The following is a 24,061-nucleotide window of genomic DNA, read 5'->3' on the forward strand; positions in this document are numbered from 1 at the left end:
CCCGAGGCCCTTCAAGAGGAAGCCCATGCCGTCTGCGCACAAAAAGCCGGTTGTGAAACAGGCTCCTTCCGTAAAACCGACGCCGCCCTCGCCCCCTCCCGTTGATGAATCCCACGGCGCAACGCGGACGGAGGATGACGCGCAAACGGAAAGCGATCATCTGCAACGCACCATCATGGAAAGCATTCCCATCGGGGTGGCCATCATCGATGCAGAAACGCGGGTGATCGAACTGGTCAACTCGGCGGCGGCGGTCATGTTCGGGGCCAGACCGGAAGAGATACAGGGGAACCGCTGCCACACATTTCTGTGCCCGGCCGAGGAGTGCGCCTGCCCCATCGGGGATCTGGGGCAGACCGTGGACAACTCGGATCGCATCATGCTGCGAGCCGATGGCACGCAGCTCCCCGTCCTGAAAACCGTCACCCCGATCCATGTCCGGGGTAAACAGAAATACCTGGAATGTTTCATCGACATCCGGGCCAGGAAGAAGGCGGAAATCGAATTGCAACGCTCGCGCGAACAGTTCGAACTGGCGGTCAAAGGGTCCAACGACGGCATCTGGGATTGGGACTTGCGAACCAACACCCTCTATCTCTCTCCGAAATGGAAAGAACAACTCGGATACGGCGACGAAGAATTGGAAAACGTTTTCTCTACATTTGAATATCTCCTCCACCCTGAGGACCGGCCACATGTCCTTGAATATATCCAGCGATATTTACAGGGGGACGCCCAGCGCTACACCCATGAATTCAGAATGCGCCACAAGGATGGGACATACCGGTGGATACTGGCCCGGGGGGAGGCGGTGCGCAACGCCTCCGGCGCTCCCGTGCGCATGGCCGGTTCGCATACCGACATGACCGAGCAGAAAAAAGCCCAGAGGCGGCTGGAGGAATTCGCCCGACAGATGGAAATCAACAATGTCGAGCTGGACCAGGCCCTCAGCCAGGCCCAGGCCGCCACACAGGCCAAGAGCGAATTTCTAGCCAATATGAGCCACGAGATCCGCACCCCCATGAACGGGGTCATCGGCATGACCGGCCTGCTCCTTGGGACCGACCTCACGGACGAGCAACGCCGCTACGCCGAGATCATCCGCACCAGCGGCGAATCCCTTCTGAACCTCATCAACGACATCCTTGATTTCTCCAAGATCGAGGCCGGAAAGCTGGAGATGGAGGTTCTGGACTTCGACCTGCTGGATCTCGTCGATGATTTCTCCGACGCCATGGCCGTACGGGCCCAGGAAAAGGGGCTGGAATTTCTGTGCTTCGTCGATCCGGATGTCCCCATATCCCTGCGCGGGGATCCGGGCAGGCTGCGCCAGGTGCTCAACAATCTCGTCGGGAACGCCATCAAGTTCACCCACGCCGGGGAGGTGACCGTCAAGATCACCCTGACGGACGACCAAGATGACGGCTGCCTGTTGTGTTTCTCGGTGCGCGATACCGGCATTGGCATAGCTGAGGAAAAACATGCCGCGCTCTTCGACAAGTTTTCCCAGGCGGACGCCTCGACCACCCGGAAGTATGGCGGCACCGGCCTGGGCCTGTCCATCTCGAAGCAGCTGGTGACGATGATGGGCGGAGAGATCGGGGTCAACAGCACGGAGGGCCGGGGTGCGGAATTCTGGTTCACCATCGCGGCGGGGAAACAGAAACACGGCGTCAGGGAGGCCGTTTCTCCGACGATGTTGCACGGGGTGCGGGCGCTGGTCGTGGACGACAACACGACGAATTGCGAGATCCTGACGATCAACATGGCCAGTTGGGGCATGCGGCCCTACGAGGTCCAAAGCGCGCCCCTGGCCCTGGGGGCGCTGTATCAGGCGATTGAGGAGAACGATCCGTACCGCCTGGCCGTCATCGACATGCAGATGCCGGGCATGGATGGCCTGGCCCTGGGCCGGGCCATCAAGGCCGATCCGCGACTGGCCGGGGTCGCGATGGTGATGCTGACCTCCATGGGGACGCGCGGCGACGCCCGCCGTTTTGCCGAGGCGGGCTTCCGGGCCTACGAGGTGAAACCCATCCGGCGCAGGGATTTGCTCAACATCCTGCAACGCGTGCTGCAGGACGCCGACAGCCAGGACGATCAGCGCATCATCACCCGCAAAACCGCCCGGGAGGGCGTGTCTGCGTTGCCGCACTCCGGACGCATCCTCGTTGCGGAAGACAACATCACCAACCAACAGGTGGCCCTGGGGATTCTCGCCAAGCTGGGTATGCGCGCTGACGCCGTCGCCAACGGCGTGGAGACTCTGCAGGCCCTCAGGACCATACCCTACGATCTGGTGCTCATGGATGTGCAGATGCCGGAAATGGACGGCTTCGAGGCGACCAGGCGCATCCGGAGCCCCCAAAGCGCCGTCCTCGACCACACGATCCCGATCATCGCCATGACCGCCCACGCCATGCAGGGATACCGGGAAAAATGCCTGGCGGCAGGCATGAACGACTATGTGCCAAAGCCTGTCTCGGCCAAGGGTCTCGCCGAGGCCCTGGCCAACTGGCTGCCGGATCGCACAAAGGTCCGGAAAAAGGAGGCTTCGCCCACCCCGCCGGAATCCGCCGGGACGGCCTGCGGCGACCAGGGGCCAGCCTCTTTCGACAAGGCGGCCATGTTGTGCAGGATGATGGACGACGAGGACTTGGCGCTCCAGATCGTCATGGCCTTTCTGGACGACGTTCCCCAAAGGATCAAAAGCCTGCTGGAGAGCATCCGATCCGGAGATTGCGCGGCCGCTGAGCGCATCGCCCATTGCCTCAAAGGGGCGTCCGCAAACGTCAGCGCCGAACGACTGAAGGATCTGGCGTCCAAAATCGAGCAGGCCGGGAAGGCCGGGAACCTCTCCTTGCTCAAAACCTATTCCCTGGACATTGAAGCCGTCTTCAACAGCGCCAAGGCAGCCATACAGCGCGAATACCATCTCCGGTGAGCCGCGCCAGCAACGCCCGCCTCCATTGCCAAGGCGGCCTTTCCTCATCCGGCAACGGCGGCCCGCATCCTTCTCCCCGTCCTTTCCGCCCGACGGAAGCAGGAGGCCATGCCGCAGGCCATCGACCTGACCGTCGGCCACGACTCCATTCCTGAATCCTTCCCGGCCCGGGGCCTGTCGGCCCAGGGCGTATCCGGCCCCTCCCCGACCGCCTCACGGCGCGTCCTTTCGATGGGAGAGCCCCCTGCGGCGGTCTGCGGCATCCCCCGGCCCGTGGGCCGAACCCGGGATGGGCGCGGCCTGCGCGTCGGCCAGGCCCAGTTGCTGCGGGGCCTGCTGCCTGGGGGACTCCTGTCGCCCGGCCCCGACGTAAGGATTGCGGCCAAGCCGGAAGGGCCAGCAGGGGCACGGCTCAAGGCCCGGGCTGACGCCGCCCGCCGTACAGCCCCCCGGGGCGTCGGCCGCAGCGCAGCCTTCGCAGTATCGCCGGACCACGGCGACCACATTGCGGGACGCGCCATCGGGAAACGTGCCCTGCCGGTACGGATGAAAGGGACAGTCCGCCGATGCGCAGGCCCCGGCCGGTCCCCCGAAGCATTCCCGGCAAAAGGCCGCAATGGCTTGCAGCGGGGTCCGGCGCTTGCCCGCATAGCCGGGGACCGATGGCTTGTTTTTCATGGCGCCGCCTCCATAAACGTGCGGAGACTCTAGCGCAGGCCATGGGCAACCGTCGAGGCCCCCCGACCCGTGACATTCGGTCAGCAACGGTTTTTTGCCCGCGTATTTACAAAATTTTTACGCCTTGCCCCGCGATTTTAACACCCTGTTTACACGCCCGGGCGTATCCCGTTCCCATCGACTTTCACCAAGGAGGTCCGATGGACATGCTCATTTTCATCATCATCCTGGCCCTGGTCTTTGGGCTCTTTGGCCTGATCGTCCTGATCTCCGAACTGGAGGGGAAATAACCATGGACATCCTGGCGCTGTGTGTCGCGGTGGGCCTTTTCGCCTATCTCGTGACGGCCTTGTGCAAACCGGAGTGGTTCGAATGAAAACGACCGACGTGCTGCAATACCTGCTGTTCCTGGTCCTGCTCCTGGGCGCGTCCTGGCCCCTGGGCCTTTTCATGGCCCGGGTGTACCAGGACCGCCCCTGCGGCCTGGACCGGATCCTTGGCCCCGTGGAACGCCTGCTCTATCGCCTGTGTGGCATTGACGCCGGGAAAGAGATGGGCTGGAAGACCTACGCCGTGGCCGTGGTGGTCTTCAACGCCGCCGGACTTGTGGCGGCATATGCCATCCAGCGGCTCCAAGGCCTGCTGCCGCTGAACCCGGCCGGGCTTCCCGGCGTGGACCCGTTCGTGGCCTTCAACACCGCCGTGAGCTTCGCCACCAACACCAACTGGCAGGCCTACGGCGGCGAAACCACCATGAGCCACCTGACCCAGATGCTGGCGCTCACGGTGCAGAACTTCGTCTCCGCCGCCACGGGCATGGCCGTGATGGCCGCCGTGATCCGGGGTCTGGCCCGGCGCGAGACGGATCGGCTGGGCAATTTCTGGCGCGACCTCACCCGCTCCACCCTCTATGTGCTGCTGCCCCTCTCCGTGCTCCTGGCCCTGGTCCTGGTCTGGCAGGGCGTGCCCCAGACCCTGGAAGGTTCCGTCACGGCCACGCTCTTGGACCCGGCCGTCTCCGAGACGCCCGGGCCGGACGCGGACGGAACAAGGACGGAGCAGGTCATCGCCCTCGGGCCGGTGGCCTCCCAGGTGGCCATCAAACAGCTCGGCACCAACGGCGGCGGTTTTTTCAACGTCAACTCCGCCCATCCCCTTGAAAACCCCACGCCCCTGACGAACCTGCTGGAACTGCTGGCCATCCTGCTCATCCCGGCCGCGCTGTGCCACACCTTCGGGGTCATGGTGGGCGACCGGCGGCAAGGATTCGCGGTGCTTGCGGCCATGACCATCCTGTTTGCCGGGTTCGCCCTCCTGACCATGCAGGCCGAGAGCATGCCCAACCCCTTGTTGGCGGAGACCGGGGTGGCGTCCGCCCCGAGCCTGGAGGGCAAGGAAGTCCGCTTCGGCGTTGCCGGTTCGTCCCTGTGGGCGGCCGTAACCACCTCCGCCTCCAACGGCTCGGTCAATTCCATGCACGACAGCTTCTCGCCGCTTGGCGGCATGTGGCCCATGCTGCTCATGCAGCTTGGCGAGGTGGTTTTCGGCGGCGTGGGCTCGGGCCTCTACGGCATGCTGGTTTTCGCCGTGGTGGCGGTGTTCGTGGCCGGGCTCATGGTCGGGCGCACGCCGGAATACCTGGGCAAAAAGATCGAACCCTTCGAGACCAAGATGGCCGCCCTGATCATCCTGATTCCGCCGTTTTTGTGCCTGATGGGCACGGCCCTGGCCTGCGTCGCCGGCCCTCCCGGGGCCGTCTCCAACCCCGGGCCGCACGGGTTCAGCGAAATCCTCTACGGCTTCTCCTCCATGGGCAACAACAACGGCAGCGCCTTTGCGGGCCTGACCGCCAGTTCGCCCTTCTGGACCGTGGCCGGGGCCGTGGCCATGTTCGTGTCCCGCTATGGGCTCATCATCCCCGTGCTGGCCCTGGCCGGTTCCCTGGCGGGCAAGAAGCGGTTGCAGGAAGGCCCCGGCACCCTGCCCACCCATGGCCCCATCTTCGTCGCGCTGCTCATGGCCGTGGTGCTGGTGGTGGGCGCGCTCACCTTCGTGCCCGCGCTGGCCCTGGGGCCGGTGGCCGAGCATCTGGACCTGTTCAAATAACGAGGCGTCCCATATGTCCAAAGATAAAAAAAATCGTCCCCTGTTCGATCCGGCCATCGTCCGCCAGGCCTGCCTGGCGTGTGTGCGCAAACTGACCCCGGCCAGCCAGGCCCGCAACCCGGTCATGTTCACGGTCTACGTGGGCAGCTTCCTGACCACGCTTTTGGCCGTGCAGGCCTTTATGGGCAAGGGCGAAGCCCCCTTCGGGTTCGTGGCCTCCGTTGCCGCCTGGCTGTGGGCCACGGTGCTTTTCGCCAACTTCGCCGAGGCCATGGCCGAGGGGCGCGGCAAGGCCCAGGCCGCCGCCCTGCGCGGCCTGCGCACCAACGTCATGGCCAAGCGGCTGGCCTCGACCCACCGCGAGGCGTTGGTGACGGAGGTCGCGGCCGACAGCCTGCGCCGGAACGAGGTGGTGCTGGTCGTGGCCGGGGACACCATCCCCTGTGACGGCGACATCCTCGAGGGAGTGGCCTCGGTGGACGAATCGGCCATCACCGGGGAAAGCGCCCCGGTCATCCGCGAGGCCGGTGGGGACCGCAGCGCCGTCACCGGCGGCACGCGGCTCCTCTCGGACTGGCTGGTGGTGAGGGTGGCCGCCGAGTCCGGGGAGACCTTCCTGGACCGCATGATCTCCCTGGTGGAGGGGGCCAAGCGCCGCAAGACCCCCAACGAAATCGCCCTGAACATCCTTTTGGCCTCGCTGACCCTCGTCTTCCTGGTGGTCTGCGTCACCCTGCGGCCCATGTCGGCCTTCGCCGTGGCGCTCGCGGGCCAGGGACAGGCCGTCACCATCACGGCCCTGGCCGCCCTCTTCGTCTGCCTGGCCCCGACGACCATCGGCGGGCTGCTCTCGGCCATCGGCATCGCGGGCATGGACCGGCTCATCCAATCGGGCGTCATCGCCACCTCCGGCCGGGCCGTGGAGGCAGCCGGGGACGTGGACGTGCTGCTTTTGGACAAGACCGGCACCATCACCCTGGGAAACCGCCAGGCCACGGCCTTTTTGCCGGTGAACGGCGTGGACGAGCGCACCCTGGCCGAGACGGCCCAACTGGCTTCCCTGGCCGACGAAACCCCCGAGGGGCGCTCCATCGTGGTGCTGGCCAAGGAGCGTTTCGGCATCCGGGGGCACGACCTGCATGCCCTTGGCGCCACCTTCGTGCCGTTTACCGCCCAGACACGGCTCTCGGGCGTGAACCTGCCGGGGCGGACCCTGCGCAAGGGCGCGCCCGACGCCATCAAGGCCCTGGCCGAACAGTCCGGCGAACGCATCCCCGAGGAACTCGACCGCTTCATCCATGACGTGGCCAAATCCGGCGGCACGCCGCTTTTGGTGGCCGAAAACAACCGACCGATAGGCGTGGTATGGCTCAAGGACATCGTCAAGGGAGGCATCAAGGAACGCTTCGCCGAACTGCGGTCCATGGGCATCAAGACCATCATGGTGACCGGGGACAACCCGCTGACGGCGGCCGCCATCGCGGCCGAGGCGGGCGTGGACGATTTTCTGGCCGAGGCCACCCCCGAGGCCAAGCTGGCGCGCATCCGCCAGTATCAGGCCGAAGGCAAAATGGTGGCCATGACCGGCGACGGCACCAACGACGCCCCGGCCCTGGCCCAGGCCGACGTGGGCGTGGCCATGAATTCCGGCACCCAGGCCGCCAAGGAGGCCGGGAACATGGTGGATCTGGATTCCAACCCCACCAAGCTCTTGGAGGTGGTGGCCATCGGCAAGCAATTGCTCATGACGCGCGGCTCGCTCACCACCTTCAGCATCTCAAACGACATCGCCAAGTACTTCGCCATTATCCCGGCCGTGTTCGCGGGCATTTACCCGCAACTGGGCGGGCTCGACGTGATGGGGCTGACCTCGCCCGCCTCGGCGGTGCTCTCCGCCGTGATATTTAACGCGCTGATCATCGTGTTCCTGATCCCCCTGGCCCTGCGCGGGGTGAAATACGTTCCCCGGCCTGCGGCCACGGCCCTGCGCCGAAACCTGTTTCTCTACGGCCTGGGCGGATTACTGGTCCCCTTTGTAGGCATCAAACTCATCGACATGATCATTGCCGCCCTGGGATGGGCATAGGAGCCGGACATGTTCACCATGACGCTGAAACAACTCAAGCCCGCCGCCTTGATGCTCCTGTGGATGACGCTCCTCACCGGCCTGGTCTATCCCCTGGCCATGACCGCCATGGGGAAGGCGCTGTTCCCCGTCCAGGCCGCAGGGAGCCTGATCGAACGCGGGGGAACCGTAGCCGGGTCCAGCCTCATCGGCCAGCCCTTCGCCTCGGATCGCTACGTCCACGGCAGGCCCTCGGCCACCTCGCCGCAGGCCTATGACGCGGCCGCATCGGCGGGCTCCAACCTGGGACCTTCCAACCCGACCCTGGCCCAGGCCGTGGCCGATCGGGCCGCGAAGCTGGCCGCCGAGAACGGCGGCGGCCCCGTCCCCATGGACCTGGCCACGGCCTCGGGCAGCGGCCTGGACCCGCACATCTCGCCCGAAGCGGCGGCCTGCCAGGCCGAGCGGGTGGCCCGGGCGCGCGGGGTGTCCCGGAAGGCTGTGGAGGAACTCATCGCAAACCATACCCAGGGCCGTACCTGGAGACTTTTGGGGGAGCCCCGGGTAAACGTGCTCGAACTCAACCTCGCCCTGGATGCGCTGGGGGAGAAGGAGTAGGGTCGTTTTATGCGAGACGACGACCACCGTCCCGATCCGGACGCCCTGCTGGCCATGGTCCAGCGCGAAGAGGCCGAGAAGCGCCGGGGGCGGCTGCGGATCTTTCTCGGCATGGCCCCCGGCGTGGGCAAGACCTACGCCATGCTGGAGGCGGCCCGGCTCAAAATGGCGGAGGGGCTCGACCTGTTGGCCGGGATCGTGGAGACCCACGGCCGGGAGGACACGGAGGCCCTGATGTACGGCATGCCCGTGCTGCCGCGTCGGCGTATCGACTACAAGGGGCACGCGCTGGAGGAATTCGACCTGGACGCAGCCCTGTCCGAGCGGCCGGGCCTGATCCTGCTGGACGAACTGGCCCACACCAACGTCCCCGGTTCGCGGCACCCCAAACGCTGGCAGGACGTGGACGAACTCCTGGGGCATGGCCTGGATGTCTGGACGACGCTCAACATCCAGCACCTGGAGAGCCTAAACGACATCGTGGCCCAGATCACCGGGGTGCGCGTGCGCGAAACCGTGCCCGACGCCATGCTGGAGAAGGCCGAGTCGGTGATCCTGGTGGACCTGCCGCCCGAGGATCTCCGCCAACGCTTAAACGAAGGCAAGGTCTATCTGCCCGGGCAGGCCGAATGGGCCAGCGAGAACTTCTTCCGCAGCGGCAACTTGAGCGCGCTTCGCGAACTGGCCCTGCGCTCCACGGCCAACCGGGTGAACACCGAGGTGCTGGTGTACCGCCAGGGCCACGCCATCGCCACCACCTGGCCCACGGCCGAGTGCATCCTGGTCTGCGTGGGACCGTCCCCGACATCGGCCACCCTGGTGCGCGCGGCCAAACGGCTGGCCGACAGCCTGCACGCCTCCTGGCATGCGCTCTCCATCCAGCAGCAGCCCGGAGGAGAGGCGACGGCCAAGGCCCTGGCCAACCTGAATCTGGCCCAGGAACTTGGCGCGCAAACGCACGTCCTGCCCGGGGGCGACGTGGCCCGGCTCATCGTCGGATTCGCCCGGCAGCACAACGTCACCCGCATCGTCATCGGCAAACCCCTGAAACGGCGGTTCCTCGACCTGTTCAAGGGCAGCCCGGTGGACCAGTTGGTGCGCGTCAGCGGCGAGATCGATATCCATGTCATCAAGGGGCAGGACACCGGCGGCCCGCGTCCGGCGAGGCCCGACGCGGCGCCGAAGACACGCTGGAAGGATTACGCGGCCATGGCCGGGGTGGTGGGGGCGGCCACGGCCATGTGCTTCGCCATGTATCCGTACTTCGCACCGGCCAACCTGATCATGGTCTATCTTCTGGGGGTCATGGCCGTGGCCGTGTGGATGTCCCGGCGGGCCTCCGCGCTGGCCTCGGCCCTAAGCGTCCTGACCTTTAATTTCTGCTTCGTGCCGCCCCGCTTCACGTTCGCCGTGTCCGACGCAGGCTATCTGGTCACCTTCGCCGTCATGTTCCTGGTGGCCCTGGTCATGAGCGGCATGGCCTCGCGCATCAAGGCCCAGGCCGACAACGCCGGGCAACTGGAGCGGCAGGCCTCGGAACTGAGCGGACTGTCCCGGCGCCTGGCCGCCACGCGCGGCACGGAGGGCCTTTTGCGGGTGACGCGCGAACACATCGCCAGGGTGTTTCGCTGCAGGGCCTTCGCGCTCCTGCCCATGGCCTCGGGCAAGCTGGGGGCCGCCTTCATGCCGGACGACTCGGACGCGCTGACAGGAAAAGACCTCGGCGTGGCCCAATGGGTGTTCGACAACGGGAAGGCGGCGGGGTTTTCCACCCAGACCCTCTCCAATTCGGACGCCCTTTTCCTGCCCCTGCCCGCGACCAATTCCGTGCTCGGCGTCATCGGCCTGCGCCCCAAAGACGAGGACGCCCGGGGGGCCCTGCTGCTCCCGGACAGGCGGCGGCTTCTGGACGCCTTTGTCCATCAGACGGCCTTGGCCCTGGACGTGGACCGGCTGGAGGAGAAGGCCCGGTCCACCCTGGTTGAGGCCGAACGGGAAAAGATCAGGGCGCAGCTTTTGTCCACGGTGACCCATGATTTCAAGACGCCCCTGGCGGCCATATCCGGTTCCGCCGAAAGCCTCCTGGCCATGGGGGAGGCCGCCGCACCGGAGGTGCGCGGGGCCCTTTTGGACAACATCGCGGGGGAGGCGTCGCGGCTGGGGCGTCTCGTGGACAACCTGCTGCGCATCGCCGCTCTGGAATCCGGGGCCGTCGTCCCGGACGTCAGGCCCGTCCCCCTGGAGGAGGTGCTCGGCAGCGCCCTGTCGCGACTGGACGCCCAGTTGGCCCGGCATCGCGTCACGGTGGACATCCCCCCGGACATGCCCCCGATCCCCATGGACCCGGTTCTCATGGAGCAGGTCTTCGTCAATCTCCTTGAAAACGCCGCGAAATACACGCAGGATGGAACCGAGATCGTGGCCGCCGCGTCCGTGCGCCAGGGGCAGGCGGTCATCGTGGTGCGGGACGCTGGCCCGGGTTTGCCGCCGGGAGACCCGGAAAGGCTCTTTGAGCGTTTCCAGCGCGGCGACCGGGTCGGCCCGGAAGGGTACGGATTGGGCCTGGCGATCTGCCGGACCGTGGCCAAGGTCCACGGCGGAACCCTCATTGCCGCCAACAACGCCGCCAAAGGAGCGCGGTTTACCCTGACCCTGCCTCTCCATGAGCAACGCTAACCCCACGATCCTGGTCATCGACGACGAAATGGCCATCCTCCGTTTCCTGCGGCCCTACCTGGAATCGGAAGGTTACGGCGTGCTTGAAGCCCGCACCGGACAGGAGGGCCTGTCCTTGATGTCGTCTCACAGCCCCGAGGTGATCCTTTTAGATCTCGGCCTCCCGGACATGGACGGCAACGAACTGCTGGAGCGGTTGCCGCCGTGGAACAGGGCGCGGGTCATCGTGCTGTCCGCCCGGGGAAGGGAACAGGACAAGGTGTCCGCTCTGGACAAGGGCGCCAGCGACTACCTGACAAAACCCTTCTCCCTGGCCGAATTGGCGGCCAGGATACGGGCACTGCTCAGGCGGACGGCGGCGCAGGACGCGCCACAGGCATCCCTTTTGCGGTATGGCGGGCTCGTCATCGACCTGGAGGGCCATGTGGCGACTCTGGACGGGGAAGATGTCCACCTGACGCCGACCGAATACAAACTCCTGGCCTTTTTGGTCCGCCACGCCGGAAAGGTCGTCACCCACGGCCAACTCCTGCGGGAAGTCTGGGAGAAGCGCAGCACGGAACAGGAACATTATGTGCGCATCCATATCCACAAGCTCCGCCAGAAAATCGAGAAGGATCCGACCCGCCCCAAGCATCTGCTGACGGAGACCGGGGTCGGCTACCGCTTCAAAGAATAAGACCAGCGGGTCTGCGAGGAGCGGGTCGTGATGGGGGGACGCCCGCTGGCTTCTGATCTAATGGCGAAACGCACGCCGCCTCTTCCTTTTGGGCGCAACACATTGTATATGAATCACGGGGTAAACTCAGGCCGCATGCTCAATGCGCCCAGGCCCCGTAAAAAGCGTGGCCTGGCGTTCCCAGGCCAAACAGCGCCTGCCCGAGGCCTCCAGGACATCGACCAGCCTGGCAATGATCCGTGGATTTCCAGGCCAGGCTGGGGCGAGTCTGCACGATCCTGACGAGGGAATGAAATCCCCTGCAACCTCGGTAACGGGATATCGCGAAAAGACATCATGCAGCACGGCTTCACCATCATGGCCAAGCCGGTCGGCCCGGACTGCAACATGGCGTGTTCCTACTGTTTTTATCGCCACAAGCGCCATCTGTCAGCACAACCCCACCCCAGAATGGGCCGTGCAGTGCTTGAACGGTTCATCAAGAACTACCTGGACGTACACCCCGGCCCCGAGGTCCACTTCGCGTGGCAGGGGGGTGAACCCCTCCTGGCCGGACTGCCCTTTTTTGAATCGGCCCTGGGGCTGCAACGCCGCCATTCCCCCCCCGGCAAGCGGGTCAGCAACGCCATCCAGACCAACGCCACCCTGATCGACCGCGACTTCGCCCGGTTTTTCGCGAAAAACGACATCCTGGTGGGGGTCAGCCTCGACGGCCCGGCCGAACGCCACGACGCCTGCCGCCGCCAACCCACCTATCACCGCGTCATCGCCTGATCCCCTTCAAGGAGAATCTCCATGCCGCAGGAAACGCCACTGACCCTCACCCGCCGCGAATTCATCAAGAACACGGCCCAGGCCCTGGCCGCCAGTGTCGTGGCCTCGACCCTGCCGGGCCTGACCGCCGCATCTCCGGCCCAGGCCGCCACGCTCCCCGCCAAGCCCAACATCCTCATCCTGATCTCCGACCAGGAGCGGAACCCGAGGGACTGGCCCGCAGGCTGGGCCGACACCCATCTCAACAAGGCGCGCCAACGCCTGCTGACCAACGGCATGGAGTTCTCCCGGGCCTTTTGCAACGCCTCCATGTGCTCGCCCAGCCGGGGCAGCCTTTTTACCGGCCTCTACCCCGCCCAGCACGGCGTGCCCCTGACCCTGACCGAGGGCGGCCCCCTCTCTCCCTCCGAACCCACCCTTTCGCCCCAACTGCGCAACCTGGCCAACCTGCTGGCCGAGTCCGGGTACGACGTGCAATTGCGCGGGAAATGGCATCTGTCCAAGGGAACCGACGGCGGCACGCCCAGCGCCGACGACCTCAAACAATTCGGCTTCAACGGCTGGGTTCCCACCAACGTCGGCGAGGCCCTCGACGTGAACACCCTGGCCGGAGGCTGCGCCGACATGGACCAGCCCACCGTGGACCAAGCCGTGTCCTATCTCCAGGCCATGACACCCGCGGCGACCCAGACCAAGCCCTTCTGCCTGGTCGTCTCCCTGGCCAATCCGCACGACATCCTGGCCTATCCCGGGCTGTGGAACGACGAGACCTGCGAGGACGACAGCTACAAAGACACAGCCAACCTCGACATGGGCCTGTCCGTGCCCGACTCCTATTCCGACGACCTGTCCACGAAGCCCGCCGTCCAAAACCAGGCCAAGCAACTCTACGCCCTTGGACTGGGCTCTTTGCTGGAAGAGCAAAAAAGATTAAATTACGTCAATTTTTACGGCTACCTGCAAACCATCATCGACGCCCAGATGGACACCATCCTGCAAACCCTGAACACCCAGGGCCTGACCAACTCCACCGTGGTGGTGCGCACGGCCGACCACGGCGAACTGGGCCTGGCCCATAGCGGCCTGCGCCAGAAGATGTTCAACATGTATGAAGAGTGCATCAACATACCGCTGATCTTCTCCAATCCGATCCTGTTTCCCGCAGCCCTCCAGACCACGGCCTACGCCGGGCTGGTGGATATCGTGCCGACCCTGGCCAGCCTGTGCGGCGTGCCGGGATGGAAATGGACGTATCTGCCGGGGCGTGATCTGACGCCGATTCTTATGGGAACGCAGACCCAGGTGCAGGACACCGTCCTTTTCACCTTCGACGACGAATACGCCGGGCAAAGCGACGTGCCGCCCTACATCACCGAACCGTGCCACATCCGATGCATCATCACCAAGGACGTGGACGGGGAGTGGAAATACGCCCGCTACTATGATCCCGCCGGGGCGGCGGCCGAAGAATATGAGATGTACCGCCTCAAAAACGGCGCAGGGACCGATGTCGACCCCAAAGAGATGGATAATCTGGCCAACAGCGCCAGCCCGAACTATGCAACCTATGCCGCCAAGCGGGCCGAACTCGCGGCGCTGCTGGCCCAGGTCGAAGCCGAGCGGCTGGCCCCGGTCACGCCGCCGGGACCGCCCATGCAAGGGGCGCAACTGCTGCTGATGGAGGAATGAGGGCCGGGGGATTCCCTCGCGTCATGCTGCCGCAGGGCTGGCCCTGGCGGGCAGCCCTCCCGAAAACCCTTTCCCGCCACCCAAAGGAGAGCCCATGCCCGCGTCCAATCCGAATGCCGCAACCGCCGAGCCGGGTCCGAAAAAACAGCTCGGCCTTTTTTCCGCCATCGCCATCGGCATCGGCGGCATGGTCGGCGGCGGGGTCTACGCCATCTTCGGCACGGCCGCCGGGGTGGCCGGGACGGCCCTGTGGCTGTCCTTCCTCATGGGCGGCGTGGTGGCCCTGGCCACCTCCTACAACTACGCCAAGCTCGGGGCGCACTATCCCACCAAGGGCGGGGCGGTAGAGTTCCTCGTCCGAGGCCTGGGCGACGGCGTCGTAAGCGGCGGCCTGAACATCTACATGTGGATCGGCTACATCATCGCCCTGGCCATGTATGCGGCCGGGTTCGCCGGATACCTGATGACCTTTTTCCCCCATGTCCAGGCCCCCTGGCTGCCCAAGGCCGTGGCCGCAGGGGCGGTGCTGCTTTTCGCCGGGGTCAATGTCCTGGGCGCGGCCTCCGTGGGCCGGTCGGAACTCGTCACCGTGGCCGTGAACCTGGGGGTGCTGTCCATCTTCGCCGTGTGGGGCTGCGCCACGGCCGACTGGGCCGGGCTTGCCGCCTCGGAATGGGCGCCGCCCACGGGCATCGTCTTCGGCGGGGGGATGCTCTTTATCGCCTACGAGGGCTTCGGGCTGGTGGCCAACGCCGCCGGGGACATGGCCGATCCGGCCCGGACCCTGCCCAAGGCCCTGTATCTCTCGGTCTGCGGCGTCATTGTGGTCTACCTCGGCGTGGCCCTGGCCGTGCTCGGGCATCTGCCCCTGCCCGCCGTCGACGCGGCGAAAGACTACGCCCTGTCCCAGGCGGCCAAGACCTTCATGGGCGGGGCCGGATTCACCTTCATCGCCGTGGGCGCGCTGTTCGCCACGGCCGCCGCCCTCAACGCCACGCTTTTTGGAGCGGCCAACGTCTGCTACATGATCGCCCGGGACGGCCAGCTCCCGGAGGTTTTCGACCGCATGGCCTGGAAGCGGGCCCCGGAGGGGCTCTTTTTGACAGCCGCATTGGTGCTCGTGTTCGTCCTTTTTTTCGACCTCTCAAGCGTGGCCATGATGGGCAGCGGGGCCTTTTTATTCATCTACGCCGCCGTGGCCGCCGCGCACCTGCGCCTGCGGGCCGCAACCGGCGGCCGTCCGGCGCTCATCTGGCTGTCCATCGCCCTGTGCCTGGGCCTTTTGGCCGTGCTCGGGGGCAACATGTTCGTCCACTCCCCGGCGGCCTTCTGGACCATGCTCGGGCTTTTGCCCGTGTGCTTCGGCCTGGAATGGGCCTACCGGCGGATGACCGGACGCACCCTCAAGACCGGCACGCCACGGGCTGCAGAATAGTCGTCGCGGGTCAGGACTTCCGGCGCCTGGTGGGGATGTTCGCCAGACCGAGGTGGCGGTAGATGCTCGGCACGCTCAGCCCGGACATCAGGCTGGCCGTGGACACATCATGGCTGCACAGGGCCATGAGCTCCTGAAAATATTCCTTGTCCCGCCGGGCCTTGTATTCATCGTAGGGAACCACGTCCCCGGCCCGCCTGGGGGAGGCGGATGACGCCCCGGCCGGGACCGCGCCGCCGCCGACAGCGGCGTCCAGGGCGGAGAACCGGAGATGGCCCGGCAGGTGTTTGGGATAGACCACGGCGTCGCGCCCGGCGGCGATGACCGCCGCCTCCATGACGTTCCCCAGCTCCCGGACGTTTCCCGGCCACGGATATCCGGTCAGAAGCCGCATGAGCTGGGCCGAGACCCGCTTGGCGGGAAGGCCGTACCGGTCGCAGGATGCGCCGATGAAATGGGCCGCCAGAAGCGGGATGTCCTCCCCGCGCTCCCGCAGGGGCGGCAGGCCGATCTCCAGGGTGCGTAGCCGAAACAGCAGGTCGCTGCGAAACTCCCCGGTCCTGGCCATGGCCTCCAGGTCGCGGTTGGTGGCGGCCACCAGCCGAAAGTCGCTGGACAGTTCCCTGACCCCGCCCACCGGACGATAGCGGCGCTCCTGAAGCACCCGCAAAAAGGATTTCTGCTGGACCGGGGGCAACTCCCCGACCTCGTCCAAAAAAAGCGTCCCCCCATCGGCCTCGCCCACCAGCCCCTTGCGATCCGCATGGGCCCCGGTGAAGGCGCCTCTGACATGGCCGTACAGGGCGCTCTCCACCAGGCTCTCCGTAAGATTACCACAATCCACAACAACGAACGGCCCCGCCCCCCGGCGGCTCTGGTTGTGTATGGCCCGGGCCGCGAGTTCCTTGCCCACCCCGGTCTCCCCGAGCAACAGCACCCCGGCCTCGCTGTCCGCAGCCTGGGCGATCCGCGTCCGGACCCGCTGCATGGGCGGCGAGGTTCCGAGAATGCCGTCGTCGCAGGGCTCACGCGTCGCGGGACCGCGCCGGTGGTCCCGGCGGTAGGCCAGCACGTCGGCCAGGGAGGCCCGGACGCTTTGCGGCGAGGCCGGTTTCCGGATGTAATCCCAGGCCCCGTTGGCCAGGCTTTGCCTGGCCCCGTAATTGTTCCCCTGGCCGGTGATGACGATGATCTCGGGATGAGCGGGGGAGGCCGCCAGGTCGTCGATGGCCTTTTGGCCGTCACCGTCGGGCAGGTGCAGGTCCAGGTAGACCACATCGACGCCACTGGCGGCCATGTCCATGCCCGCACGCAGATCCCCGGCCAGGAGGATCTCGTGCCCCATGTCCGCAAAGCAGCGGGAAAGGCTGTTGCGGATGAGTTCGTCGTCGTCGATGATCAGGATGCGGGCCATGTCGTTTCCGGTTTTCGTGGCCTGGGCCACGGGGCTTTTCGTCCGGCCAGGGAGCGTCCGCCGCGCGGGGGTCAGGCCCGGACGGCGGCGGGGCACAGGCCGCGAATGCGCTCCACCAGGGCGCCGGGGGACATGGGCTTCATGAGAAACCCGGCGACCCCCGCCGCCTCGGCCTTGGCCTCCAGGTCCGGGGCCACATGCCCGGTGCAGATGACCACCTTGGCGGCGGGGTCGTGGTCCAAAATCTTCCCGGCCATGTCCATGCCGCTTATCCCGGGCATGGAGAGGTCGGCGACGACCAGGTCGTAGCGCCCCCGGGCCCGGAAATATTCCTTCAGGCCTTCCTCGCCGCTGTCGGCGGTGAACACGGTGAATCCCGCCTCGCGCAACACCCGGGACATGGCCGACAGGGCCCCGGCATCGTCGTCCACCAAAAGCAGCCGTCCCGTGGCCCCCTTCGCGGGGCGCGGCTCGGCCACGATCTGCTCCCCGGCCGGGGCGCACAGGGGCAGATAGACCGTAAACGTCGCGCCCTGGCCGGGAACGCTTTCCACCGAGACGCCGCCGCCGCAACTGGTGGCGATGGCATGGACCACGGCCAGCCCCATCCCGGTCCCGCCGGAGTTCATCTTGGTGGTGAAAAAGGGTTCGAAGATGCGTTCGATCTTGTCCGGCTCGATGCCCCGGCCGTTGTCCGTAACCCGCAGAACCACATAGTCCCCGGGGGCCAGCCCGGGATGGGGGGCCTTTTTCCTGGAGACCACGGTCAGGTTGTCCAGGGCCACGGCCAGCAGGCCGCCGCCGGGCATGGCCTGCACGGCGTTGCGGCACAGGTTCAGCAAAAGCTGCTGCACCTGGGCCGGATGGGCCATGACGCAGTCCTTGGCGGCCCGGCAGGAGGCCTTGAGGGTGACGCTTGCGGGCAGGGAGGCCTGGAGCAGATCCAGGCTTTCCCTGGCCAGGGGGGTCAGCCGCAGGGGGGAATGGCTGACGTTTTGCTGGCGGCTGTATTCCAGCACCTGTTCCACGAGGTCGGCGGCCCGGTAGGCCGCGCGCAGGGCCTCGGCCAGGGGTTCGGCCAGGATCCGGTCGGCGGTCTTGTTTAGGGCGTAGTCGATGTTGAAGATGATGGGGACCAGGTTGTTGTTCAGGTCGTGGGCGATGCCCCCGGCCAGAACCCCGATGGCCCGCATCTTGTGGGCCTGGTAGAGCTCGCGCTCCACGCGCTTGAGCTCGGTGATGTCGATGCCCAGTTCCATGACCAGGGGCTCGCCCTGCTCGTCCTCGAAGGGATAGTCGTAGATGTGGAAGGTGCGGCCGTCGCCGTCGGTGAACTGCCAGTTCTCGGGCTCTCCGGTCTCGAAGACCCGGAAGGTGGGACAGTGGGGACAGGGGGTGTCGCGCCCGCTGAAGACCTCGTAGCAGAAGCGGCCGTCGGTCTCGCCGTAGAAATTGCGCGTTTTGCGGTTGGCGTAGGCCACGGTGTAGTCCCGGCGCTGCATGTAGACGAAGACCGGCAGCTCGTCGATGACGTTCAAAAAAAGCCTGCGGCCGCGTTTTTTGAGATGCTCCTCGCGGCGGCGCACCAGCCGCTCGGCTTTGAGCGCCTGCTTGAGGCGTTCGTCCACGGGCGCCTCACGCACCTCCGCCACGGCCTGGCCGCCGTCTCCCCCGGTCCCGGGAAACAGGGTGATCTGGCAGACGAACCGCCGGGGCTCGTCTGCCGTGGCGTCCTCCCAGGAGAAACGCTGCGGCCCGCCCTGGGCGAACACGGCGGCCAGGCCTCCCGCAAATCCCTGCCGCACCTCGGGGGCCAGGGGCAGCTCGTCCAGCAGACGGCCGGACGCCCCCTCCCCCTTCCCGCACACCGTCTCCCGGAACGCGCGGTTGGCGAAGGCCAAACGGCCGTCGGCGGAAAACACCGCCAGGGCGGTGAGGCTTTGCGCGGCGAAGTGGTGGAACTGTACGGTCATATCCGCCTCTCCCTCTCCAGAAGGGCGAAATTTCCTTTTTTTGTTATTTTTGCGTTTAAGGGCAGCCTAATCCAATGTTCACGCGAATGCAAACCCGGCTGCAAAACCATATCCCGTTAGAATATCTGAACTAATCAGAAATAAGAAAATCGCTGATTTTCTTAAATGAAAGAAATCAATTCTCATAAATGAGACGACATGCCGCCGCTTTGCTCTCCACGACGCCGTTTGAAGCTTCAAAAAAAGTTCAACATGTTTATTTTATGATATTAATTCAAACTGTAACACATTGGCACGGGGCTTGATAGGGATATCCTGAAATTTACAATCATGGAAAAACGGCGACGTCGGCGGACACGGCAACGCCGGGAAAGAAACCCAAAAGGAAGACCACCCATGACCATGCAGCAGGCCTCGTCCATGTCCATAGATAGCATCAAAAAGACGATCCGGGACCACGATATCCATTTCATCCGCTTCGAGCAGTCCGATCTGCACGGCGTCTCCAGAAGCAAGACCGTCCCCGTCGGGTCGTTTATGGACTACATCGAAAACGGACTCAACTTCTATGGCGGCCTCCTTGGCCTGGACATCCAGTCCATGGTCCCCAAAGGGACCGGATATGCCGAAGAGGTGGCCTTTGCCGACCACTGCACCGTCCCTGACCTGTCCACCTTCACGGTCCTGCCCTGGGTTCCCAACACCGCCAACATCACCGTGGACCCCTATTGGTACGACGGCACACCGGCCATGGCCTCTCCCAGGCTGCTGCTTAAAAAGCTCATCAACACCTTCGACAGCCTGGGCTACATCTGCCGCCTGGGCTACGAATTCGAATTCTACGTCCTGAACAAGGACACCAAAAAACCCGTCTACGACGGACAGCCCATTTTCGTGACGCTCAAAAACAACTTCGACATCGATTTCATCTACGACCTCATGCGCAAGATGGACCAGGCCGGGGTGCGCATCATCACCCAGAACTCCGAGCACGGCCCCGGGCAGCAGGAGATCAACCTCTATTACAAGGACGGCCTGGCCGCTGCGGACACGGCCTTTTTGTACAAGATGGGGACCAAGGAGATCGCCCTGCAGCATGGCTACATCGCCACCTGGCTGACCAAGCCCTTCATCAACTCCAGCGGGTCCGGCTCCCATTTTCACGTCAGCCTCATCGACAAGAAAACCGGCAAAAACGCCTTTGACGATCCAAACGGCGAATACGGCCTCACGGATCTGGCCCGGAAGTTCCTGGCCGGGATGCTCAAGCACGCCCGGGCCAACACCGTGTTCACCGCCCCGACCATCAATTGCTACAAACGCTACCGGGTCAACTCCTTTGCCCCCCACAGCGCCACCTGGGGCATGGAAAACCGCACCGTGGGCATCCGGGTCAAGGGCTGCCGCGGCCAGAGCACCCATTTCGAAAACCGCCTGGCCTGCGCCGGTACCAACCCCTACCTCCTGGCCCTGACCACCCTGGCCGCCGGGCTGGAGGGCATCCAGTCTTCCCCGGAACTCCCGGCCCCCATTACCGACATCGCCTACGAGCGCGACGACGTGCCCCGGCTCCCGGGCAGCCTGGACGAGGCCATCGCGGCCTTTGAACAGGACACGGACCTGCACGCCGTGCTCGACCCCGAATTCATCAAACTGGTCCTGGCGCTCAAGAAATTCGAGGTGGAGACGGCCAGGGCCCGCTTCCCGGACTACGGCACCCCGGAATTCAACAACCGCATCGATCCCTGGGAATGGGACTACTACATGGAGTTGATCTAGCGCCTGGCCCCTGACCACAGGCGTCGAGGCGTTTCACAACTACGTACGTGGAAAACTTGTCCGGATTGCGGCGTCTCGCCCCGGGCCTTGCTGACGCCGCGCTGGAGCCACAGGGCATCCTCCCGGCGCAAGAATGAGATGCCCACCCGGAACAAGCCCACAAGGAAGGAGCCCCCATGTCCCGAACCCTCCCGGTCATCGAACTCGCCGGAACCCCCTTTGAGATGGGCCTGGCCCACGGCCGGGCCATGAAGGAGGCCATCACGGACTTCACGGCCAGCATCGCCGCCGTGCATCAGGCCAACAACGGCTATCTCAAGGCCGGGCACGATTCCCTGGTGTCCTTTTGCCTGCGCAATCTCGGATTTCTGGAAAAATTCTCCCCGGGGCTGGTGGACGAGATGCGCGGCATCGCCGAGGGGGCCGGGACGACCTTCGAAGAGATCCTGCACCTCAACTGCTTCCTGGAGTTGGAGGACGTGCGGGCCCCGGGACTCGGGGGCAGGCTGCTGCCCGATTCCCTGTGGGGCTGCACGACCATAAACGTCCTGGCCGGGGCCTCGGCGAACGGTCGGCCCATCCTCGCCCAGACCTACGACATGGAGAAGTATTACGGGAAATACCTGTGCCTGTTGCGCCTTCGCCCTGAAAACGGCCCCCAGGCCCTGGTCGTGTCCTTCGCCGGAATCCTGGGCCTGTGCGGAGTCAGCAGCGCCGGGGTGGGCCTGGTCATCAACAAGGTGGCGGCCACGGACGCCCGGCCCGGGGTCATCTATCCGTTTATCGTGCGCAAGGCCCTGGCCGCCGAGCGCATCGGCGACGCCCTGGGCGCGGCGATCTTCTCCCCCAGGGCCACGGGCATCAACTATCAGTTGGCCGGGTCCGGGGCGGCCTTTTGCGCCGAAACCTCGGCCACGACCTACGCGCTTTTGGACATTCCCGGGGCCATCGCCCACACCAACCACTACCTTTCCGAACGCATGCGGGCCTTCGAGACCCCGAACTGGCTCAGCCACGGCGGCTCCATGGTGCGCCGCCAGGTGGCCCAGGGGTTCCTGGACGCCCGACTGGGCCGCCTGACCCCGGAGTCGGTCAAGGAACTGTCCGCAAACCACGTCAACCACCCGCGCTGCATCTGCGCCCACGGATTTCCCGGCGAGGACGAGCGCACGGCCTTCCACACCGTTTTTGCCGTGGTCATGGACCCGGACGCGGGCATCATCGAGGTCTGCCCCGGCAACCCCTGCGAGAACGCCTACCACCGCCACACCCTGTAACCGCCAGGGACACGGCGCAGGAGACGTCTTTTTCAACGAGGCCAACGGCGCGCCCGCCCCACAGGGCGCACCCCAAAAGGATTCGAATTCAAACCGCTTCGCGAGGTGCAGCATGGACGAGACGAAACGCAAGATCGGCAAGGCATGCAGGAAGTTTGACGAAGGCAAAATGACCCGGCGCAGCTTTCTGACCAAGCTGGCGGCCCTGGGGGTCACGGCGGCGGTGGCCAATGCCGTGAGCCTGTCGCCCTTTGGCGCGGCCACGGCCTGGGCCTCCATCTCCGGGCCTGAGGAGCGGGCCTGGGCCCTGGCCAAGGAGGCCGCCGCCAAGGCCTCCAAGAAGACCCTGACGCTGCTCATCCCCACCGGGTCCATCGGCAACATGACCCCGTATGTGGACAAGTGGAAAAACGAGTTGGGGATTCAGTTGGAGTTCATTGAAGAACCCGACGAGGTGGTGCACACCAAGGGCATGCAGGAGGCCGTGGCCAAGACCGGCCGTTACGACGTGATGATGCCCACGGCCATGTCCTATCCGGACTGGATCGACTCCGGGGTCATCTACGACCTCACGGACTGGACCGACAAATACCAGCCGGACCTTTTCAACAAGCAGTGGGGCGTGGTCTTCCCGGCCAGCCACCATGCCCAGCTTTACAACGGCCGCGTGGCCGGGCTTTTAAACGACGGCGACCAGATCACGCTTTTGTGCCGCTCGGACTATCTGGACGACCCGGACAAGAAAAAGGCCTTCGCCGACAAGTACGGCTACGAGCTTGCCGTGCCCCACACCTGGAAGGAATACTACAACCTCGCCCAATTCATGCACGATCCGGCCAAGGGCTTCTACGGCTCCCTGGAATACCGCTCCCCCTACTACGTCAAGTGGATGTTCATGCAGCGCCTGGTGTCCAAGGGCAAGCTGTACTTCGACGCGGACATGAACCCCACCTTCAACTCCGAGGAAGGCGTGGCCGCCCTGGAAGACATGCTGGCCATGAACGCCTACCTGCATCCCGACGCCTTCAGCTTCACCTGGTCCTCCAACTACAACGCCTTCGGACGCGGTGAAGGGTTCATGAACATCGTGTGGCCGTCGGGATTCAAGTATTCCATGGCCCCCTCCACCGGCCCGGCCACCACCGGCAAGATCGCGGCCACGGTCATGCCCGCCGACACCTTAAAAGACGGCAGCAAGCTCTATGCCGGCCTTTTCTGCTGGGGCTACGGGTATGCCGTGTCCAGGTATTCCGCCAACCCCGAACTGGCCTACGCCTATTCCCAGTGGATGACCTCCCCGACCATCTCGGCCGACGCCATCCCCTACCTGGGCGGCTATTCCGACCCCTACCGCATCAACCACATGCTCGAACCCACCGAGCGGTTGGTGCAAACCTATACCAAGCCGTACCTAAAGACCCTCTACGACAACATGGTCAACACCGTGCCGGACTTCTGCCTGCCCGGCGGCTTCGAATATCAGGACGCCCTGGACAAGCAGGTCCACGCCTGCATGACCGGCGAGAAAAAGCCGAAAGAGGCCCTGGAGGCCGCCGCCCACTCCTTTGAGCGGATCACCAAGCGCATCGGCAAGGACAAGGTGCGCAAGTCCTGGCTGGCCCTGGCCAAGAACCTGGCCGAGCCCATCAAGAAGGCCAGCGGCGCGGACAAGTGGCCGGATGCGTAGTGTTCGGCCTAAAAAAAATACGACTGTATTTTTTAAGAAAACTTCATGCTCTCAAGGCATTGAACACATAACACCTGGCCCGGTTTTCGTGGACGCGACACGAGGCATGTTGCGGGCAGGGGAAAATGCCTCCGGCGGCCAAAGGGCTAAGGCCCCTGGCCATCCCATACCGGGAAGATGGAAATGAGAAGCGGGGCGCTCCCCGCAAAGATGTGGACATCAGCCGTTCCCCCGGTTCGCAGGGGCCGGGGGAACGCACAAAGGCGC

General features: G+C 65.1%; 15 protein-coding genes. 12 read left to right on the forward strand and 3 right to left on the reverse strand.

All coding sequences use genetic code 11. The features are described from left to right. The first annotated feature begins 25 nt into the window (after positions 1 to 25). Positions 26 to 2,944 carry a PAS domain-containing hybrid sensor histidine kinase/response regulator gene (locus GD606_RS12430; protein ID WP_281361996.1) on the forward strand — a complete coding sequence of 973 codons (2,919 nt, stop codon included), beginning with the start codon at positions 26 to 28 and terminating at the stop codon, positions 2,942 to 2,944. Positions 2,945 to 3,157: 213 nt separating this feature from the next. On the opposite strand, the gene GD606_RS12435 is transcribed toward GD606_RS12430, so the two are convergent. Then, on the reverse strand, positions 3,158 to 3,622 hold the full coding sequence (locus tag GD606_RS12435) for a hypothetical protein (RefSeq protein ID WP_163300307.1): 465 nt from the start codon (positions 3,620 to 3,622) through the stop codon (positions 3,158 to 3,160). A 372-nt stretch (positions 3,623 to 3,994) separates the two neighbouring features. Here GD606_RS12435 and kdpA point away from each other — a divergent pair, with 372 nt between their 5' ends. The 8 genes from kdpA to GD606_RS12475 all read left to right on the forward strand — a co-directional run bounded on the left by kdpA (position 3,995) and on the right by GD606_RS12475 (position 15,664). Further along, a complete protein-coding gene (gene kdpA, locus GD606_RS12440; RefSeq protein WP_163300308.1) occupies positions 3,995 to 5,728 on the forward strand; it encodes a potassium-transporting ATPase subunit KdpA in 1,734 nt (577 codons plus the stop codon). A 13-nt stretch (positions 5,729 to 5,741) separates the two neighbouring features. Continuing rightward, entirely contained in the window at positions 5,742 to 7,814 is a 2,073-nt protein-coding gene (kdpB, locus tag GD606_RS12445) for a potassium-transporting ATPase subunit KdpB (RefSeq protein WP_163300309.1), read from the forward strand. 9 nt (positions 7,815 to 7,823) lie between these two features. Further along, positions 7,824 to 8,411 carry a potassium-transporting ATPase subunit KdpC gene (gene kdpC, locus GD606_RS12450; protein ID WP_163300310.1) on the forward strand — a complete coding sequence of 196 codons (588 nt, stop codon included), beginning with the start codon at positions 7,824 to 7,826 and terminating at the stop codon, positions 8,409 to 8,411. Between the two features lie 9 nt (positions 8,412 to 8,420). After that, positions 8,421 to 11,087, forward strand: a complete 2,667-nt coding sequence (locus GD606_RS12455) for a DUF4118 domain-containing protein (RefSeq protein WP_163300311.1) — start codon at positions 8,421 to 8,423, stop codon at positions 11,085 to 11,087. Continuing rightward, entirely contained in the window at positions 11,074 to 11,766 is a 693-nt protein-coding gene (locus tag GD606_RS12460; RefSeq protein ID WP_163300312.1) for a response regulator, read from the forward strand. Before GD606_RS12455 ends, GD606_RS12460 begins: the two co-directional genes overlap by 14 nt. Before the next feature lie 336 nt (positions 11,767 to 12,102). Continuing rightward, positions 12,103 to 12,540, forward strand: coding sequence for a radical SAM protein (locus tag GD606_RS12465; protein WP_163300313.1), 438 nt, complete (start codon positions 12,103 to 12,105; stop codon positions 12,538 to 12,540). A 21-nt stretch (positions 12,541 to 12,561) separates the two neighbouring features. Further along, positions 12,562 to 14,229: a sulfatase family protein gene (locus GD606_RS12470; protein ID WP_163300314.1), complete on the forward strand. Its 1,668-nt coding sequence runs from the start codon at positions 12,562 to 12,564 to the stop codon at positions 14,227 to 14,229. A 94-nt stretch (positions 14,230 to 14,323) separates the two neighbouring features. Continuing rightward, positions 14,324 to 15,664: an APC family permease gene (locus GD606_RS12475; protein WP_163300315.1), complete on the forward strand. Its 1,341-nt coding sequence runs from the start codon at positions 14,324 to 14,326 to the stop codon at positions 15,662 to 15,664. 10 nt (positions 15,665 to 15,674) lie between these two features. On the opposite strand, the gene GD606_RS12480 is transcribed toward GD606_RS12475, so the two are convergent. Then, complete coding sequence (locus GD606_RS12480) at positions 15,675 to 17,108, reverse strand: sigma-54-dependent transcriptional regulator (RefSeq protein ID WP_246298771.1); 1,434 nt, start codon at positions 17,106 to 17,108, stop codon at positions 15,675 to 15,677. 41 nt (positions 17,109 to 17,149) lie between these two features. Further along, positions 17,150 to 19,051 (reverse strand): hybrid sensor histidine kinase/response regulator, encoded by a 1,902-nt coding sequence (locus GD606_RS12485; protein ID WP_163300316.1) that lies wholly within the window; start codon positions 19,049 to 19,051, stop codon positions 17,150 to 17,152. Between the two features lie 396 nt (positions 19,052 to 19,447). Between GD606_RS12485 and GD606_RS12490 the strand changes: the two genes are divergently transcribed. From GD606_RS12490 to GD606_RS12500, 3 genes are all read left to right on the forward strand, one after another. Beyond that, positions 19,448 to 20,830, forward strand: a complete 1,383-nt coding sequence (locus GD606_RS12490) for a glutamine synthetase family protein (protein ID WP_246298772.1) — start codon at positions 19,448 to 19,450, stop codon at positions 20,828 to 20,830. A gap of 176 nt (positions 20,831 to 21,006) precedes the next feature. Next, positions 21,007 to 22,107: a C45 family autoproteolytic acyltransferase/hydrolase gene (locus GD606_RS12495; protein WP_163300317.1), complete on the forward strand. Its 1,101-nt coding sequence runs from the start codon at positions 21,007 to 21,009 to the stop codon at positions 22,105 to 22,107. 112 nt (positions 22,108 to 22,219) lie between these two features. Then, positions 22,220 to 23,794 (forward strand): ABC transporter substrate-binding protein, encoded by a 1,575-nt coding sequence (locus tag GD606_RS12500; protein ID WP_163300318.1) that lies wholly within the window; start codon positions 22,220 to 22,222, stop codon positions 23,792 to 23,794. Positions 23,795 to 24,061 lie beyond the last annotated feature (267 nt).

Source organism: Desulfolutivibrio sulfodismutans DSM 3696 (assembly GCF_013376455.1).
GTDB classification, from domain to species: Bacteria; Desulfobacterota; Desulfovibrionia; order Desulfovibrionales; family Desulfovibrionaceae; genus Desulfolutivibrio; species Desulfolutivibrio sulfodismutans.

Coding starts and splice junctions, on each gene's coding strand:
- GD606_RS12495 (WP_163300317.1), top strand. CDS start 21,007: ATGTCCCGAACCCTCCCGGTCATCGAACTCGCCGGAACCCCCTTTGAG.
- kdpB (WP_163300309.1), top strand. CDS start 5,742: ATGTCCAAAGATAAAAAAAATCGTCCCCTGTTCGATCCGGCCATCGTC.
- GD606_RS12430 (WP_281361996.1), top strand. CDS start 26: ATGCCGTCTGCGCACAAAAAGCCGGTTGTGAAACAGGCTCCTTCCGTA.
- GD606_RS12435 (WP_163300307.1), bottom strand. CDS start 3,622: ATGAAAAACAAGCCATCGGTCCCCGGCTATGCGGGCAAGCGCCGGACC.
- GD606_RS12485 (WP_163300316.1), bottom strand. CDS start 19,051: ATGACCGTACAGTTCCACCACTTCGCCGCGCAAAGCCTCACCGCCCTG.
- GD606_RS12475 (WP_163300315.1), top strand. CDS start 14,324: ATGCCCGCGTCCAATCCGAATGCCGCAACCGCCGAGCCGGGTCCGAAA.
- GD606_RS12500 (WP_163300318.1), top strand. CDS start 22,220: ATGGACGAGACGAAACGCAAGATCGGCAAGGCATGCAGGAAGTTTGAC.
- GD606_RS12465 (WP_163300313.1), top strand. CDS start 12,103: ATGCAGCACGGCTTCACCATCATGGCCAAGCCGGTCGGCCCGGACTGC.
- GD606_RS12460 (WP_163300312.1), top strand. CDS start 11,074: ATGAGCAACGCTAACCCCACGATCCTGGTCATCGACGACGAAATGGCC.
- kdpA (WP_163300308.1), top strand. CDS start 3,995: ATGAAAACGACCGACGTGCTGCAATACCTGCTGTTCCTGGTCCTGCTC.
- GD606_RS12455 (WP_163300311.1), top strand. CDS start 8,421: ATGCGAGACGACGACCACCGTCCCGATCCGGACGCCCTGCTGGCCATG.
- GD606_RS12490 (WP_246298772.1), top strand. CDS start 19,448: ATGACCATGCAGCAGGCCTCGTCCATGTCCATAGATAGCATCAAAAAG.
- kdpC (WP_163300310.1), top strand. CDS start 7,824: ATGTTCACCATGACGCTGAAACAACTCAAGCCCGCCGCCTTGATGCTC.
- GD606_RS12470 (WP_163300314.1), top strand. CDS start 12,562: ATGCCGCAGGAAACGCCACTGACCCTCACCCGCCGCGAATTCATCAAG.